The sequence below is a fragment of the Candidatus Pelagibacter sp. HIMB1321 genome, assembly GCF_900177485.1.
Taxonomy (GTDB): Bacteria; Pseudomonadota; Alphaproteobacteria; order Pelagibacterales; family Pelagibacteraceae; genus Pelagibacter.
The window spans coordinates 925,556-942,230 of the sequence record NZ_LT840186.1 but is presented as its reverse complement, the minus strand read 5'-3'; the positions used below and the strand labels follow the sequence as shown (position 1 = coordinate 942,230).

Genomic DNA, 16,675 nt, shown 5'->3' with positions numbered 1-16,675 from the left:
AAAAATGAGTTTTCGAAAAGAAAAAAAATTTCGCCTTACAATAAATGAATTTTATTCAATGAAAAATTTACTTATTGAAAATGGTATGACCAAACTTTATGGAGCAAGAAAAGTTAATAGTATTTATTTTGATACTTTATCATACGATATGTTTAGCCAATCTGAAGAAGGCGTTCTTCCAAGAAAAAAAATAAGAATCCGTTGGTATGAAGGTATTAATAGATTACAACTTGAAAAAAAAATTTCGAGTGTTGAGGGAAGATTTAAAACTACTGATAAATACAATCTTTACTCAAATACTAAAGAAATTTTTAAATCTACACTTTTTGATAAAGATTATGGCGCAATACACCCAACTTTGAAAGTGTCTTATAATCGAGAATATTATATGTTAAATAAAATGCGTATTACGCTGGATTCTAACATTAATTATAATAACATAACTCTTGATCCTTTGCTGGATTATAAAGATCCTGAGAGAGTTGTTGAAATTAAAACAGCAATTAATTGCAGCGATGATTTTATTGAAAAATATATACCATATCAAGTATCCAGGTTTTCAAAGTATTCTAGGGGCTTGCTTATTTCTCAGAAAAATCTTAGTGAATTCTAGAATATTAAATCAAAGGTTATTTCGAATAAATATTTGATTTTAGATAATTAATCGTTGGTTTTACAATTAATTCACTGCCAGATAAACTTAAATGATCATCATCATAATAAAGTGAGTTTAATTCATCACCAACAGCGCAAATTTCAGATGTACAAAAAATATCTGTAAAATCTAATAAATCTATATTTTTGTTTTCAAATATTGAACTCACAAAGTTTTGCAAATTATCATGGTCGCTACGTTTTAAAGAAATATTTTGAACAGAGTCACCACTTCTTAAACTTTCAAAGTATAAATCCAAAGCTTTATGTTTTTGCTGAGGAATTTGAGTGATAACAGTAAGTTTTACACCTAGCTTTTTATATGAGGCTAACGTTTTTTCAATTCCTACCTTAAAAGCATTGCGACTAACATCTTTATTCTTAATATTTTTATTTTCTAGTGCAATATATGAAAAATCATTACCGTCATAGCCACCGTCTGTATAGTAGGTCCATCGGGCAACCAGGAATATATTTTTAATATCATTTACTTTAATAAAATTTAATACTCTTTCATTTAATTTATTACAATTTCTCAGAGACTGATTATCATGAAATGAATGGATATTTAATAATGGTGGGCAAGCATGTGTGGCAATAAAGTAGGCACTTTCACCTAGCTGTTGCAAACTAGTATCTATAGTTGGTAAAAATGATAATGCATGACTGTCACCAAACACTACTAGAGATGGTTTGATTGTTTTGTCTCCAATAATACAATACCAATCATCCCTTTTGTGTATAAAGTCTTTTCCAAAACATTCTGATTGCTTATTTGATCTTACAATTGTCTCAGTAATTGTTGGTGAAATTTGATATTTTACAATATTTCCTTTTTGAAAATGACCATATAAACCTAATGTAGTAAAAAAAAATATTCCAATTATTGAAAACAAAATAAAATTTTTTTTACTAATTGGACTATTTTTATTTTGTCTGAATGGTTTTTCAATATATTTCCAACTAAAAGTTGCAATCAATAAAGTAAATATTGAAAGTAAAAACATAATAAACTTTGATGGCTCATCTAGAAATCTAATTTTTACAAATGCAAATATCGGTTGTTGCCATAAATAGGCCGAATAACTTACCAATCCTATTCCAACAATGAGTTTAATCCTTAAAAATTTTGTAACAAAACCTTTATTGTTGTTTGCAAAAATAATAATTAAAACTGATCCCAACACAGGAAATAATGTATAAAAGCTTGGAAAGCGTATCGTTTCATCAAAGAAGAATATTGAAAAAAGTATAGCAATTAATCCTATAGTAGATAATAAATTGTTATCCCTTATAATTTTATCTTTGGTCATAACTGCAGTTATGGATCCAAAAAATATTTCCCAAATACGGAAAGGTGCTAAATAAAAATTTGCTTCTTTATAAAATCGTGATGTGTACTCACTCAAGAATAAACTTGTTATTAAAATAGTCAAAAATATTGAAATTATTTTTTTTCTTCCAAATTTCCAAATAAATAAAAGCAAAATTGGAAAAAATAAATAATATTGCTCCTCAACAGCCAAACTCCATGTATGCAGTAATGGTTTTTCCTCTGAAATTTCCTCAAAATAACCAGTTTCTAGCCAAAACAATATATTAGATGAAAATATGCTTACAGCCACTAAGCTTTGAGAGAAATTTTTCATTTGCATAGGCTGCATCCAATTCCATGCAAAGAATATTGATACAAGCATTACAAAAAAAAGAGCTGGTAAAATTCTTCTTGCTCTTCTTTCATAAAAATTTATCAATGAAAATTCTTTATTCCTCATCTCATCTAATATAATTGAAGTAATTAAATAACCACTGATAACAAAAAAAACATCCACACCTACAAAACCACCTTTAAATAATTCAAAACCTGCATGATAAAAAATCACAGGAATAACTGCTAGAGCACGTAAACCATCTATTTCAGATCTATATTTCAAATTGGGTTGTCTTTTAATATTTCTAATTTTTTAAAAATTCATGATTATCTTATTTGTCACTTTAATATCAAATTATTTTTTTCTTTAATATTTCTATAAATACTTTCAGAAACTTTTTTATATCCATTTTTAGTGTAATGAAAATTTAAACTAAATGAATACAATTTTAATGGATCTTTTTCTTTAATAAAAACCTCTTCATGTATATCAATAAAAGGAATTTTTAAATTTTGGACTATATCTTTAATTAAATAATATTCTTCATCATTGTTAATCCCTGATTTATAACGTTGATATTTTGGCAGATAAACAAAATATAATTTTGAATTATTTTGTATTGATAGTTGATTAGCTAAATAAAGTATTTTTTTTAGCAATTGAGGTTGAATTTTTTTTTTGGATTCTGTTATAAAAGAATTTCTTAGAGCATGAAGCTTTAAAAACTTAATGATTTTTGATCTTAGGCTAGCTTTTTTAATTCTTTTATTTATTTCGTCATTTACAATTTTATTAACTTCTCCTTGTTTAGCTTTAAGTTCTTGAGTAAAATTTAAATCAGTTAGATAATTTTTTAATATCTTATTTTTATATTCTTTATTTAGATCCTTAAAATTTGTTGATGCATCAAAAATCCAAATAATATTTTTAACATTTGGCTCTAGATACTCTCTTAAAGTTGCATACTCAATTAATGGCCCATTATTATCATATCCTAAGTTTAAAACTGATTTTTTTGATAATTTTCTTAACTGTGAAGCAATATCAAAGGGCCTATTTACTGAAGATCCATGAGTAAAAGAATCCCCAACTAATAAAAATTCTATTTCTTTGCTTTCCCATTCATTATCAGGGTTATTAAATCCATATCTATCACTTTGATAAATTGAAAAATATCCATTTTCATTATCATATATTGTTTTAGAGTTTGAGAAACCTGACAAAGGCAGAATTGAATTTTTTTTATGAAGATGATTAGATGGAGCAACTTTCATTTTAATATTATTATTAATTTTTTTCAAGTCTGAATAAATTTCTACTCGATATCTAGTATCAAAATCTTTTCCTGTTTTATTTTTATAATTTATTTTTATATCTGATGTTGGAAATTTATTAATTTTATTATTCAATAAAAAAGCTCCCTCTACAAAATACAAAACTATAATGGAAGTAAAGATTAAAATAATTAATCTTTTTTTTATCTTTTGATTTATAAAAAAAGTAGAAATTGAAAAAATTATTAAGAATAAAGAGATTGCATAGTAAGTTTTATAGTATTCATTTTTCGAACCATCCCAATAAAATTCTGCTCTGTATATAGTATACAAAAATAAAGAGATAGATATTAATAAAGAATTAATTGAAAATGTTTTTTTAAGAAAGTTCACTATAATAAATAATCTAAATTGAATTTTTGATATAGCAAATCATTATGTAACTGTATTTACATATCAGGTTAGATTTTATCTCTGTCAACAATTAGATATTAAATTAATTTGATAATTGTATTATATACTTACTTAATAATTATGCAAAATTTTAAAGTTATAAAAAATTTTTTAAAGAAAGAACATTTTGATAAATTGTGCAATTTAAAACGTGAAAAAATTAAACCTAACTCCATAAAAGTTTATCATAATAAGATTGATAAATTTAATAATATTAACTCAACATTAATTAGTAACAGTTTACTAGTAGACCTTTATAAAACCTACAATAAAACTTCCTATAAAATTTTGGGTGAGTTGGCACCTCAAAAAATAAAACTTTATGATTACACTGAGTTTCATTTAGTTGAAACTGGAAAAAATTATTCATTTCCAATACATCAAGATATCCCAAGTAAATTATTAAGTGGAGTAATTTATTTATATCCAGAAAAGAATAAAGGCACTTTTATTTATAAAAATAAAAGGGGTGAAAACAAAGAGGAGATTGAATGGGTACAAAATAAAGCTTTTTTTTTCTCAAGGTCTGAAAACTTAAGTTGGCACTCATATGAAGGAGATAAAATTTCTAACAGATTAGCTTTAGTATATAATTTAATGACATACGATTTGAAGAAAGCTTGTGAAATAGAAAATATAAATTACTATAAATACTTAGCTTTAAATAAAATAAATCCCTATTTATTAAAATATTTTAAGTTTACAATAAATTAAAAATACTGTGTTTAAAAAATTTTCTTTTATTTTGTATAAACTTCTTAGGTTTATTGATTTTTTTCTTAGATTGATTTTTAAAAGAAGTTTTGTTTCTTGGTTTAAGGATTTCTCTATGGAAGATAGTTATCAATTTGTGAAAATACAGAAAAAAAAAATAAAACTTTTTACGCCTAACCATTTAACTGAGTGGAGAGTTGATACTTTATATACTAAAGAACCAGAAACACTTGCATGGATAGATAAATTTGATCCTCAAGATAAAAACTTTATTTTTTGGGATATAGGATCAAATATAGGTTTATATTCAATATATGCTTCAATTACTCACCCTCGGTGTCAAGTTATTAGTTTTGAACCATCCACTAATAATTTAAGAGTTTTGTCCAGAAATATCTCTATTAATAATTTAGAAAAATCTATAAAAATATTTACCAATCCTCTGACTGACAACAGTAAAAAATTTCTTATGATGCAACACAATGAATTCAATGAAGGGGGAGCATTAAATTCATTTGGTGCAAATCATAATTTTGAGGGAAAAAAATTCTCTTTTCCTATGAAGTACCAACTTTTTGGTTTTAGTATAAAGGATATATTAGACAATAAATTTCTTGAAATTCCCGATTATATAAAGATTGATGTTGATGGAATTGAGCATCTTATTTTAAGTGGTGCGGGTGAATATTTAAAAAACGAAAAAATCAAAAGTGTATCTGTTGAAATAAATGAAAATTTTAGTCAACAGTTTGAAAATGTAATCGATATAATGAAAAAAAATAATTTTGTATTTATTGATAAAAAACAAAATAATGAATTAAAAAATTCAAATGGACCATTTTCAAAATCATTTAACTACATATTTAATAAAAAAAATTGATTGAATTAAATGAATTGTTTAATTTGTGAAAAGAATAATCTAAATTTTTTTGATGATTATCGATACAATATAAAAACTGATAAAGAATATTTTAATAATCCTGAAATTTTTAGATGTCCAAATTGTGATTTATCTTTTTGTAATCCAATGCCATCAGTAGCAAATTTGAATACTTTTTATAGTAATATTTATCGAGCACATGGTAGACCACACGAGTTTGATATTATTGATATTAGAAATAATAATAACAATAATAATAATATTAGTTATTTAGAGTATTTAGAAAAATTTATAGACTTGGAGAGAGTTTATCAATTGTTTGATTTTGGGTCAGGCACAGGATGTCTTGGACATTTTATTAAAAAAAAGTATCAAAAGATTGAAAATAATTGTGCAGAAAAAGATAGATATTGTAAAAAAATTCTTGAAGAAAGAGGATATAAAAATTATGAAAATATAGATAAGGTAAATAATAAATTTGATTTAATTATTAGTCTTCACTCGCTTGAACACTTAACAGATTTAAAAATTTTTGAAAAATTTAAGAAATTATCAAAGGTCAATACTTATATTTTCATAGAAGTACCAAACTGTGAAATTAATGAATTTTATAAAGATAGACCATACGACTCACCACACCTAATATTTTTTACTAAAAAAAGTTTTGAAAAGATTGCACAAAAATACTCACTTGAAATAATAGACATCAGTTATGCTTCGATAACCTTAAAAAGAAATTTTGAACTAATGAAAGTTAGTAAAAAAAAATATGAAAATTGGCAAAGAGGCAGATATATAGATAAAGCGAAATCTTATTTAAGAAAAGCATTAAAATATTTACGTATAATTAAAAATTCTAAAAATACAGAGAAAATAATCTTTAAAGAGGATGACAAATATTTATCAAACATCAGAGTTATATTTAAGGTTATTTAACATATGCATCCATTAGTCAGTGTAATAGTAAACTGTCATAATGGTTCGAAATATTTAGAAAAATGTATCAAAAGCATTTTAAATCAAAAATACCAAAACCTTGAAATAATTTTTTATGATAATTTCTCAAATGATGGTAGCAAAGAGATTGTAAATAAATTAAAAGATAAAAGAGTTAAATATTATTATAGTAGTAAAAAACTCTCATTATATAAGGCTAGAAATGAAGCTATTAAAAAAACTTCCGGCAATCTCATTGCTTTCCTCGATGCAGATGATTGGTGGGATAGTAGCTATCTTTCTGAAAAAAAAAAATTTTTTATAAATAAAAAATATGACTTTTTTTACAGTAACGTTTTTTTTTATCATGAAAAAAATAATAAATTTTTAAAATATAATAAATTTGATTTACCCGATGGTAAGATTTTTAATTATTTAGCTAATCAATATTTCATAATTATAAGTGGATTAATTTTAAGAAAAAAAATTTTAAAAAAAGAAAATTATTTTAATGATAAATATAATATCATTGGTGATTATGATTTAATTATGCGAATTAGCAAATACGCAAATGCAAAGTCTTTCAATGAACCATTGGTTTATTATAGAGTTCACAATAATAATTTATCAAAATTAAGTAAAAAAATGCATTATGAGGAGTATAGAGAATGGTATTACAATCAGGAAAAAAATAGTGATAAAAATTTTGAAATTAATAAAGATAAGTTTTTATTAGAATTGTTGAAATTAAAAATAATAAATGGATTGTATCAAAAGAAAGATTTAAAATTATTAATTCTAATTTTTAAAATACCAAAATTTAAGATGAAATTAAAATATTTATTAGCTTTCCTTTTACCATTAAAAATCGTTGATTTTTTTAGAAAATGAATAGATTAGTTATAATCTCTAATGATAGATTAAATTTCACAGAAAACACAATCTATTCAAAATTTAATGATACACTTAATATAATTGAAGGCTTATCAAAAAAAAACCATTTAAGTTTTTTTTGTAGAAAAAATTATTTTAAAGAAATTCACAAAATAAAATTAAAAAATAAGTCTAAACTTAAAATTTTGCAAATAAAAGATTTAAATTTTAATAATCAAAAACTTTTTATGATTTCAATCACACCCTTTAATTTTTGTATTTTCATGATAATCAAATTTTTTCACCAGAAGATTTATGGTTATGTAATTTTGAGAAGTGATGGCTTTAAAGAATATGAATCTAAATTTGGTTTCATTGGTAGGACAATCTATCAATTTATGTTTAAGAAAGTTCTAAAAGAACTTAAACCAATAATTGTTTCAAGAAATCTATCTAAAATAAAAAATTACGATTATTACAAAATCAATCCCTCAGAAATTACAGATATTTGGAAAACAAGGCTAAAAAAACCTAATATTAAAATAGCAAAATTATTATATGTTGGCAGAATAAAAAAAGAAAAAGGAATTTTCTCTCTTTTAAAACTTGTAGAAAAATTTACCATTAGTTTTGAGTTAAATATAGTTGGACAAGCTGAAAGAAAAATACTTACAAAAAAAAATATTCATTTTTATGATGAGACTTCTGATGTAAAAAAAATTATTCAATATTATGACAGAAACAATATATTTATTTTGCCATCATTTACAGAGGGTTCACCGAAAGTTATTTTGGAGAGCCTTGTTAGATTGAGGCCTATTATAATTTTTAGAGAAATCTCACATGTGAAGATTAATTTTAAAGGTATTTTTATTTGTGATCGAAATTCTGTAAAACTTGAAAAAACTATTCAGTATATTTTAGGTAATTATGAAAAGATTCAATCTGATATTAAGAAAAATAAAATTTTTACTAGAGAAGAATTTCAAAGAGAATTACGAAAGATAGTTGTATGACATTCTTATTTCAAAAAAAAAATATATTTTTATTACTATTCTTTTTCCCTTTAACTCATATTGTCGGTATTGCATTAACCGAATTTTATATTTTTTGTTTTACTATTTTCTTATGTTTAAATTTTAGAAATAAAGAGTTAAAGCTAAGCAGATTAATATTATTTATTTCTATATTTTCTATATACGTTGGAATAAATGCATTTATTCAAATACCAGATAATTTAAAGTTATCCTCTATCTTTCATTTTAGATATGTTTTATTTGCTATCTCAATTTATATTTTTTTGGAAGTATATAAAAGACCGGAAAAAAATTTAAGATATGTATTTTTATTAATTATACTTTTTATATCAATATTGTTAGTTGATAGTTGTATTCAATATTTCACAGGTCAAAATATTATTGGTCAAAAATTAAGTCGTTATGGCTACAGAGTTTCAAGTTTTTTTGGTGATGATTTGATTTTAGGAAGTTTTCTTATGAGATTATTGCCAATAATTCTCTGGTATTCATATTATGTAAACTTAGAGATTAATTCAAAAAAAATAACCTCTATAATTTTCTTTTCAGTATATTTTTTTACAATTTATATCTCAGGTGAAAGAACTGCTTTTGGGTTAACAATTTTAATGATCTTAATGATTACATTATTTATAAATGAATTAAGAGAAATTTTTATTAAATCATTTTTAATTTTTGTCATATTAGTTGCAATTGTTACTTTTTTTAATCTTGGAAAAGAAAATACATTTCACAGAATGTTTGTTAAAACATATAATCAATTTGTAGATAAAAATGCAGATAATAATCTTTCTAGTGAGAATGTTTTTAAAAAAAAGGAATTGTCCTTAATTGAAAAAATTGAAAATATTACAATATTTTCATCAGATCATCATGGACATCTTGTAATAGCAAAAGATCTATTCATAAAGAATCCTATTTTTGGTGTAGGTCCAAAAGGGTTTAGGTATTATTGTAGAACAGTTGAGTATGACCCTCCTAAAGGTGTATGCTCTACACATCCACACAACATATTAGCTCAATTATTAGCTGAATTGGGTTTTTTTGGCTTCTTATTCTATTTCATTTTTATAATTTACATTTTCCAACTGATATTTAGTCATGATAAAAACAAGATTAATTATTTTGATAATAAATTAATAATAATTTTAATAGGTTTGTTCATTAATTTATTTCCCTTTTTACCAAGTGGTAATTTTTTCAATAATTGGATTTCTTCATTTTTATATTTTAAGATAGGTTTAATGTTGTTTTCGTTAAAAAAAATTTAAAAATATTATGATGACTTTTTTTATCATTCTAATAGCTATTAATATATTAATTTTAAAAAAATATGATTCTTTAGCTCAAAAAATTAATTTATATGATTATCCAGATAAAAAATTAAAGACTCATAAATTTAAAGTCCCACTACTTGGAGGAGTGATATTACTTATAAACTTTTTTTTAATAATCTTCTATATTTTAATTTTTGATACTGAAATTTTAGAATTCAAAATTTCTAAAAGAAGTTGTTTTTCAATAATTTTTATGATGATGACCTTTTTTCTATTAGGTTTTTTTGATGATAAATATCAAATTAAACCAGAAAAAAAATTTTTTTTAAGTATTTTTATTTCGTTGATGGTTTTATCTTTAGATAAAAATTTATTAATCAATGAATTAAAGTTTACATTTTATAAGGATATAATATTTCTTGAAAATTTTAATTATATATTTTCTACTTTTTGTATAATTATATTAATTAATGCATTAAATTTTTATGATGGCATTAATGGTCAGTCTATAATTTTTTTTATAACTAATTTTGTCTACTTATCAATTTTTTCTCACATATCTATTATATATATTTTGATAGTTTTGATATTGCTTCTTAATTTATACCTCAATCTAAGAAATAAGCTATTCATGGGTGATAATGGAATTTATTTATTTGGATCAATTTTGATAATATCAATCATCTACGAATATAATTACTTTCAGTCGATAAATTATGCTGATCAAATTTTCTTTATGCTCATAATTCCTGGATTAGACCTTTTAAGAGTCACAATTATGAGAATATTTCATGGTAAAAATGCTTTTTATGGCGATAGAAATCATATACATCATTTGCTGATTAATAGGTACAAACTAGTTATAACAAATTTTATATTATCGTTTTTAGTCATATTCCCACTATTTTTATTTTCTTTTATGAAATTAAATTTTTTTTTAGTTTTATTTGTAATAACAAATATATACATAATTTTAATTTTAAAATTAAAAACTGATGATCAAAACAATCATATTTGGAAAAAGAAGTAGCCTAACAAATTCAATTATAAAAAAAATAAAAAAATTTGAGGTAATTTCATCGAGTAATATAAATTTTGATAATTTGAAATTTGATGATAGCCAAAAAAAAAATTACATATTTAATAATTTTTATCCTTCTTTTAAATTAAATACACTGAGCCCAACTCAATATGAAAGTTTTTTAAATTTAAGTTTAGTTAATTTGATAAAAATATTATCAAACTTGAGTATTAAAAATATCAATAAAATAATTTATACAAGCAGTTCATCTGTTTACGGTATAGATGAAGATCTAAAACATTCGAGTTCAGATAAATATAATAGAAAAATTTATTCATCTTTTAAATATTCATCTGAAAAAATAATTCAGAATTTTTGTCAAAATAGAAAAATTAACTTCTATATTATGCGATTATTCAATACATATGGTGATACCACAGATCAATTTTCATTTATTGAAAAATTGATACACTCCAAAAAAAACAATCTTAAATTAACCTTAATCAATAACGGTGTATCACTTCGAGATTTTATTAATATAGATGATGTTGCGTTGATATATAAAAAATTTTTAGAAAAAAAATGTGATGATGGTATATATGATATTGGTACTGGCCAAGGAAAATTAATCCAGAACTTGGTAGATTTTGTCAATTTTGACAAAAAAAAGTTAATCAAAAAAAATAATTCTCATGAAATTTCAAATTCTATTGCAGATATAACAAGACTAACAAAGAATATAGGCAATATTAAATTCAAATCTCTTGAAAATTATTTGATGCGAAATTTAAGAATTTCAAAAAAAAAAGTTTTTTTCTCAACAAAATTCAATTATTCGAATGTAGAATATAAAGGATCAGTGATTTATGGTGCGGGTTTTGCTGGAGAAAAATTATTTTTAAGACTTAAAAAAAAAGAAAAAATAATTTTTTTCGTAGATGATGATCCAAAAAAACAAAACAATCTATTTAATAATATACCCATAATTAGTTTTGATAGTTTAAAGCAAATCAATAGAAGAAAAATTATTGATAAGATCTATATTGCTATGCCTTCATTAAGTAATTTGGAAATTGATAATTTGAATATTAAGTTAAGGAAATATTTCTTTGATGTAAGATATTTACCTGAAAAAAAATTTTTAAATAATAATTACATAAATTTAAATGATTTAAAAAATGATCAACTGAATTTATTTTTAAATCGCAAGCCGATTTATATAGATAAGATAAAAGGACTTAAAAAAAAGAATATTCTAGTTACAGGGGCTGTTGGTACTATTGGTTTTGAAATTTGTAGACAATTAATATACCAGAATGCAAAAAATGTTGTTGGTATAGATAAATCTGAAATAGGAATTTACGAAAAAAAAGATCAAATTGATAAAAGATTCAAATTAAAGTTGTGTGATATAAACGATAGTACTTTAATTAATCAGATTATTTCAAAAAATAAGATTGATTTAATTATACATGCTGCTGCATATAAGCATGTTAATATTTTAGAGAAAAATGTGCATGCAGCTGTGGTTAATAACATAATTGGCACTAAGACTTTATGTGAAGTAGCAGTAAAAAAAAATATAGACTTAATCTTAATTTCTACTGACAAGGCTGCACAACCAAAATCAGTCTTAGGATATTCTAAAAAAATTTGTGAGCAAATTATTCATTTTTACAATAAAAATAGTAAAAAAAATTATATGAATATTGTGAGATTTGGAAATGTATTTGGTAGTTCGGGATCTGCAATAACCAAATTTATCGAACAAATTAATAATAATGAACCACTAACTATAACAAATAAATCTGCAACTAGATTTTTTATGACAATCTTAGAAGCTTGTTACTTAGTGATTAAAACCACATCCTTTAAGATTAGAAATAAAACATTCATTTTAAATATGGGAAATCCAATAAATATTTACGAATTAGCACAGAAGTTAGGTGAATATAAAAAAAATTTAGATCCTGAGTATGAAATAAAATTCATTGAAACAGGTTTAAAAAAAAATGAAAAACTTCATGAAAAACTTCATGAAAAAAAAGAAAAACTACGCAAAGTAAATCATAATGTATTTTACGTTAGTAATAATAATTTTTCTTACCATAAATTTAATAAACTTTTTCTAAACTTAGAGAAAAATTACAAGTATTATTCGAGCGGAAAAATTATAAATTGTTTACAAGAGATATGTAAAATTTAAATCTGGTGAATGATAATTGATATATTCTTTTTTAGTACTTTGTCCATTTTATCTTTATTGTGCTTAGCAGGGTTAGGTGCTTTATTAAGCGGATATAAAAACAATTTTTTATTAAATATTTTTTCAGGTTATTTAGTTGTTAGTCTGTTAGTCACTTTTTTTCATTTTTTTTTTGAGGTTAATTTTTTCATTTTGTTTTTTATATTTTTCACTGGTATTTTTTTTCACATTAAAAATTATGATTATTCTTTTAAGGAAATAGGAAAAAAATATTATTGTTTTATTTTAGTTTTTTTAATTTTAATTCCAATTTTCATAAGTCAAAAATATCATGAGGATTTTGGATATTATCATTTGCCTTATGCCGTAAATCTTATAAGTGAAAAAATTATATTTGGACTTGGAAACCTAAATGATGGTTTTGTTCATAATTCGATTTGGCTAAATATTTTTTCATTATTTTATTTTCAAGATGATTACAGTTTTATGACTTTGCCAACTTTTTTACTTTACATCACATTTATTATTTATTCTATAGATCAAATTATTAATCAAAAAAGATATAATAATAGCAATTATTTTTTAATAATTTGTATTTTTTATTTTATATTGAAATTTACAAGAATTTCTGAATTTGGAAATGATATTCCAGCTCTAATTTATTCAATACTTGGTGTTTATTTCTTTTTAAAATACGAAGAGGAAGAAAATTCTAAAAAAAAATCTTTTCTTTTCTTTACTCATGTATCTTTCGTAGCTTTTGCTATACTTATAAAATTTAGCATAATACCAATTATTACCTTAACATTTTTCGTTTTTTTTAGAGATTTTAGAATTCTTCATAAAGAAATATTTAGATATAATTATCTAATTATTTATTTACTTATTATATCATTTTTTTTTCAACAATTAATTTATACTGGATGTTTTATATTTCCATCTAATATAACATGCTTAGATGTATCTTGGTTTAACAGTGAGTTTTTAAATTTACGTAATAAACTAGAATTAGTAAATAAATCTTATTCAACAGCACGAGAATTTTTTACAAGCGATGAATATCTAAAAAATTTTAATTGGCTGCCTTATTGGATTAAAAGAAATTATTTAGAAATTGCCGAACATTTTTTTACAATGTTGTTCCCTGTAATAGTTTTTTTATTCTTATTAAAAAAAAATTTTGCTAAAAATCATAAAAAAAATGTTTTAAAAATTTCAATAATTTTTCTTATAATAGGATTTTATTTTTGGTTTTCATTTTCACCAGTTTATAGATTTGGAATTCTTTATTTTCTCTTTTTTATTTTCATAATTACTTCTAAGATTTATATGCAAAAAATTTTTTCTCAAAAGATATTCATAACTTTATTAATATTGTGTTTAACTTTTAATTTTTCTAAAAATTTAAAAAGAATTAGTGAAAAAAATATTATCACTTTTGGTATCGATGGCGTTAAAAATGAATATATTGAATTTAATGATAATGTTGTAAATGAAAAAGTCTCAGTTTTTAGACCAAATATTGAAGCAAATAACTTAGCTGGTAATGGATGGCAAGGAAGATTATGTTGGGATATACCTTTTATATGTTCTTATAATAAAATTAAAGTTAACTTAGTAAATAATTATATTATTATTAATAGTTTAAAATAATGCTAAAAAAAAATGAAATTAAATTATCAATTATTATACCTTGTTATAATGAAATAAATACAATTAAAAAAATTATAAAGAAAGTAATCTATAACCTAGATCAATTTGACTTTAATGATTATGAAATTATAATTATCGATGATTGTTCAAATGATGGTACGTCAGAAATTTTAGAGCAAACTAATTTTGCAGAAAATATTAAAGTTTTTTCTCATAAAGAAAATTTGGGTAAGGGTGCGGCTGTACAAACAGGAATTAAAAATATAACTGGGGATATTTTAATTATTCAAGATGCTGATTTAGAGTATGATCCATCCGACTATGAAAAGCTGCTAAGACCTTTTTTTGAGGCTGATGCTGATATTGTTTATGGCTCGAGGTTCATTGGTGGTGGAAAATATGTCAGAATACATTTTTTTTGGCATTACTTAGCTAATAAAATTATTACTTTTGTTTGTAATATGTTTACTAATTTAAATTTAACTGATGTGGAGACTGGTTATAAATTATTTAAAAACTCCTGCTTAAAAAATGTTGAATTAAAAGAAAAATCATTTTCATTTGAGCCCGAGATAACAATAAAATTAGCTAAGAAAAAATTTAAATTTTTTGAAGTACCAATAACTTATAATGGTCGGTCATATAACGAGGGAAAAAAGATAGGCTTAAAAGATGCATTTATAGCTTTTAAAGCAATTTTTATCTATTCAATTAAAAAATAATTAAATTACTTGGGTTTTTCTAAATTTATCTTTGACTAATTTAAAAGTTTGGGTATAAAACACTGCCTGGTGATTATTGCGAAAGTGTAACACCCGATCCCATTCCGAACTCGGCAGTTAAGCCTTTCAGCGCCAATGGTACTTTGTCTTAAGGCACGGAAGAGTAGGACATTGCCAGGCATTTACAAATGAAAAATCTCATTGTTATAACTGGTGGTGCAGGTTTTGTTGGATCAAATCTTATTGAATTTTTAATTAAAAAAACAAAATATAAAATTTTAAGTTTAGACAACTATTCGTCTGGTACCAGAAAAAACCATATTAACAATAGCAGAGTAAAGTATTTAAAGGGAAATACATCTGACATTAATAACCTTTTAAGTAAATACAGAAAAAGAATTAAATCACTTTTTCATTTTGGAGAATTTGCAAGAATTTATCAAAGTTTTGGAAAATTTGATGAATGCTATCAATCTAATTCAATTGGATCTAAAGCTGTATTTAAATTCTGCCTAGATAACAAAATTAAACTAATCTATTCAGCAACATCAGCATCTTTAGGTAACAAAGGCAATGATAAAAACTTATCTCCCTATGCTTTTACAAAATCAAAAAATTTAGAATTGTTAGATAACTTAAAAAAATGGTTTAACTTTAAATTTGAAGTTATTTTCTTTTATAATGTTTATGGGCCAAGACAGATCAGAGTTGGTGATATGGCAACGGTAATTGGAATTTTTGAAAATCAATATTTAAATAAAAAGCCCTTAAGTATAGTAAGACCTGGAACACAAGGTAGAAGATTCACACATATTCAAGATACTATTAAAATTTGTTATACTGCCTTTAAAGCTAACAAATGTAAATATTATAGTATTAGCAACAATAAATCATATTCGATCATACAGGTTGCAAAAATGTTCAATAGTAAAATTACCTATTTAAAAGCTAGATCTGGTGAAAGATATGCTTCAGCATTAACTAAAATCTCACATAATAACAGAATTATTCAAAAATTTGGAAAAATACAATTGAAAGATTATATAAGTTCCTTTATTAACTCCCATTAATTATGAAAATTAAAAGCTCATTAAAGTCGATAAAAAAAAGAGATCTAAACTCAAAACTTGTAAGACGAAGAGGGAGAGTTTACATTATAAACAAAACTAACCCAAAATTTAAAGCAAGACAGAAGTAGTTTTATGAATAATGAAAACCATAAAAATACCTGGAACAATTTTACAAAATTTGTCTTGTGGGGAACAATTGTTGTAGTTTTAGTTTTAGTATTAATGGCAACATTTTTACTATAATTTACAATTT

The 16,675-nt window shown here is 23.2% G+C and carries 16 protein-coding genes and 1 rRNA gene; 15 read left to right on the top strand and 2 right to left on the bottom strand.

What is annotated here, in order from left to right:
• Positions 1-4 precede the first annotated feature (4 nt).
• Complete coding sequence (locus tag B9N70_RS05120; protein ID WP_085114724.1) at positions 5-613, top strand: VTC domain-containing protein; 609 nt, start codon at positions 5-7, stop codon at positions 611-613.
• Positions 614-629: 16 nt separating this feature from the next.
• On the opposite strand, the gene B9N70_RS05115 is transcribed toward B9N70_RS05120, so the two are convergent.
• Both B9N70_RS05115 and B9N70_RS05110 read right to left on the bottom strand, forming a co-directional pair.
• Complete coding sequence (locus tag B9N70_RS05115; RefSeq protein WP_172819955.1) at positions 630-2,588, bottom strand: acyltransferase family protein; 1,959 nt, start codon at positions 2,586-2,588, stop codon at positions 630-632.
• 56 nt (positions 2,589-2,644) lie between these two features.
• Positions 2,645-3,973: a hypothetical protein gene (locus tag B9N70_RS05110; RefSeq protein ID WP_085114722.1), complete on the bottom strand. Its 1,329-nt coding sequence runs from the start codon at positions 3,971-3,973 to the stop codon at positions 2,645-2,647.
• A 141-nt stretch (positions 3,974-4,114) separates the two neighbouring features.
• On the opposite strand from B9N70_RS05110, the gene B9N70_RS05105 reads away from it, so the two are divergent.
• From B9N70_RS05105 to B9N70_RS05040, 14 genes are all read left to right on the top strand, one after another.
• The gene (locus tag B9N70_RS05105) at positions 4,115-4,747 is read left to right on the top strand and encodes a hypothetical protein (RefSeq protein WP_085114721.1); all 633 of its coding nucleotides are present in this window, start codon (positions 4,115-4,117) and stop codon (positions 4,745-4,747) included.
• Positions 4,748-4,862: 115 nt separating this feature from the next.
• A complete protein-coding gene (locus B9N70_RS05100) occupies positions 4,863-5,627 on the top strand; it encodes an FkbM family methyltransferase (protein ID WP_157101744.1) in 765 nt (254 codons plus the stop codon).
• 9 nt (positions 5,628-5,636) lie between these two features.
• A complete protein-coding gene (locus B9N70_RS05095; protein WP_085114719.1) occupies positions 5,637-6,563 on the top strand; it encodes a methyltransferase domain-containing protein in 927 nt (308 codons plus the stop codon).
• A gap of 3 nt (positions 6,564-6,566) precedes the next feature.
• Positions 6,567-7,454, top strand: coding sequence for a glycosyltransferase family 2 protein (locus B9N70_RS05090; protein WP_085114718.1), 888 nt, complete (start codon positions 6,567-6,569; stop codon positions 7,452-7,454).
• The gene (locus tag B9N70_RS05085; RefSeq protein ID WP_085114717.1) at positions 7,451-8,452 is read left to right on the top strand and encodes a glycosyltransferase; all 1,002 of its coding nucleotides are present in this window, start codon (positions 7,451-7,453) and stop codon (positions 8,450-8,452) included. Before B9N70_RS05090 ends, B9N70_RS05085 begins: the two co-directional genes overlap by 4 nt.
• Positions 8,449-9,744, top strand: a complete 1,296-nt coding sequence (locus tag B9N70_RS05080; RefSeq protein WP_085114716.1) for an O-antigen ligase family protein — start codon at positions 8,449-8,451, stop codon at positions 9,742-9,744. The genes B9N70_RS05085 and B9N70_RS05080 overlap by 4 nt, the downstream gene beginning before the upstream one ends.
• 7 nt (positions 9,745-9,751) lie before the next feature.
• Positions 9,752-10,780 carry an MraY family glycosyltransferase gene (locus B9N70_RS05075; protein ID WP_085114715.1) on the top strand — a complete coding sequence of 343 codons (1,029 nt, stop codon included), beginning with the start codon at positions 9,752-9,754 and terminating at the stop codon, positions 10,778-10,780.
• Positions 10,746-12,977 (top strand): SDR family NAD(P)-dependent oxidoreductase, encoded by a 2,232-nt coding sequence (locus tag B9N70_RS05070; protein ID WP_085114714.1) that lies wholly within the window; start codon positions 10,746-10,748, stop codon positions 12,975-12,977. Before B9N70_RS05075 ends, B9N70_RS05070 begins: the two co-directional genes overlap by 35 nt.
• Positions 12,978-12,986: 9 nt before the next feature.
• Positions 12,987-14,630 carry an LIC_10190 family membrane protein gene (locus B9N70_RS05065; RefSeq protein WP_085114713.1) on the top strand — a complete coding sequence of 548 codons (1,644 nt, stop codon included), beginning with the start codon at positions 12,987-12,989 and terminating at the stop codon, positions 14,628-14,630.
• Complete coding sequence (locus tag B9N70_RS05060) at positions 14,630-15,352, top strand: glycosyltransferase family 2 protein (RefSeq protein WP_231909378.1); 723 nt, start codon at positions 14,630-14,632, stop codon at positions 15,350-15,352. Before B9N70_RS05065 ends, B9N70_RS05060 begins: the two co-directional genes overlap by 1 nt.
• A gap of 65 nt (positions 15,353-15,417) precedes the next feature.
• Positions 15,418-15,532 (top strand): 5S ribosomal RNA (gene rrf / locus B9N70_RS05055).
• Between the two features lie 8 nt (positions 15,533-15,540).
• A complete protein-coding gene (locus B9N70_RS05050) occupies positions 15,541-16,422 on the top strand; it encodes an NAD-dependent epimerase/dehydratase family protein (protein ID WP_085114712.1) in 882 nt (293 codons plus the stop codon).
• 2 nt (positions 16,423-16,424) lie between these two features.
• Positions 16,425-16,550: a type B 50S ribosomal protein L36 gene (gene ykgO / locus B9N70_RS05045; RefSeq protein WP_075501769.1), complete on the top strand. Its 126-nt coding sequence runs from the start codon at positions 16,425-16,427 to the stop codon at positions 16,548-16,550.
• Between the two features lie 4 nt (positions 16,551-16,554).
• Complete coding sequence (locus B9N70_RS05040; RefSeq protein WP_085114711.1) at positions 16,555-16,665, top strand: aa3-type cytochrome c oxidase subunit IV; 111 nt, start codon at positions 16,555-16,557, stop codon at positions 16,663-16,665.
• Positions 16,666-16,675: the final 10 nt, after the last annotated feature.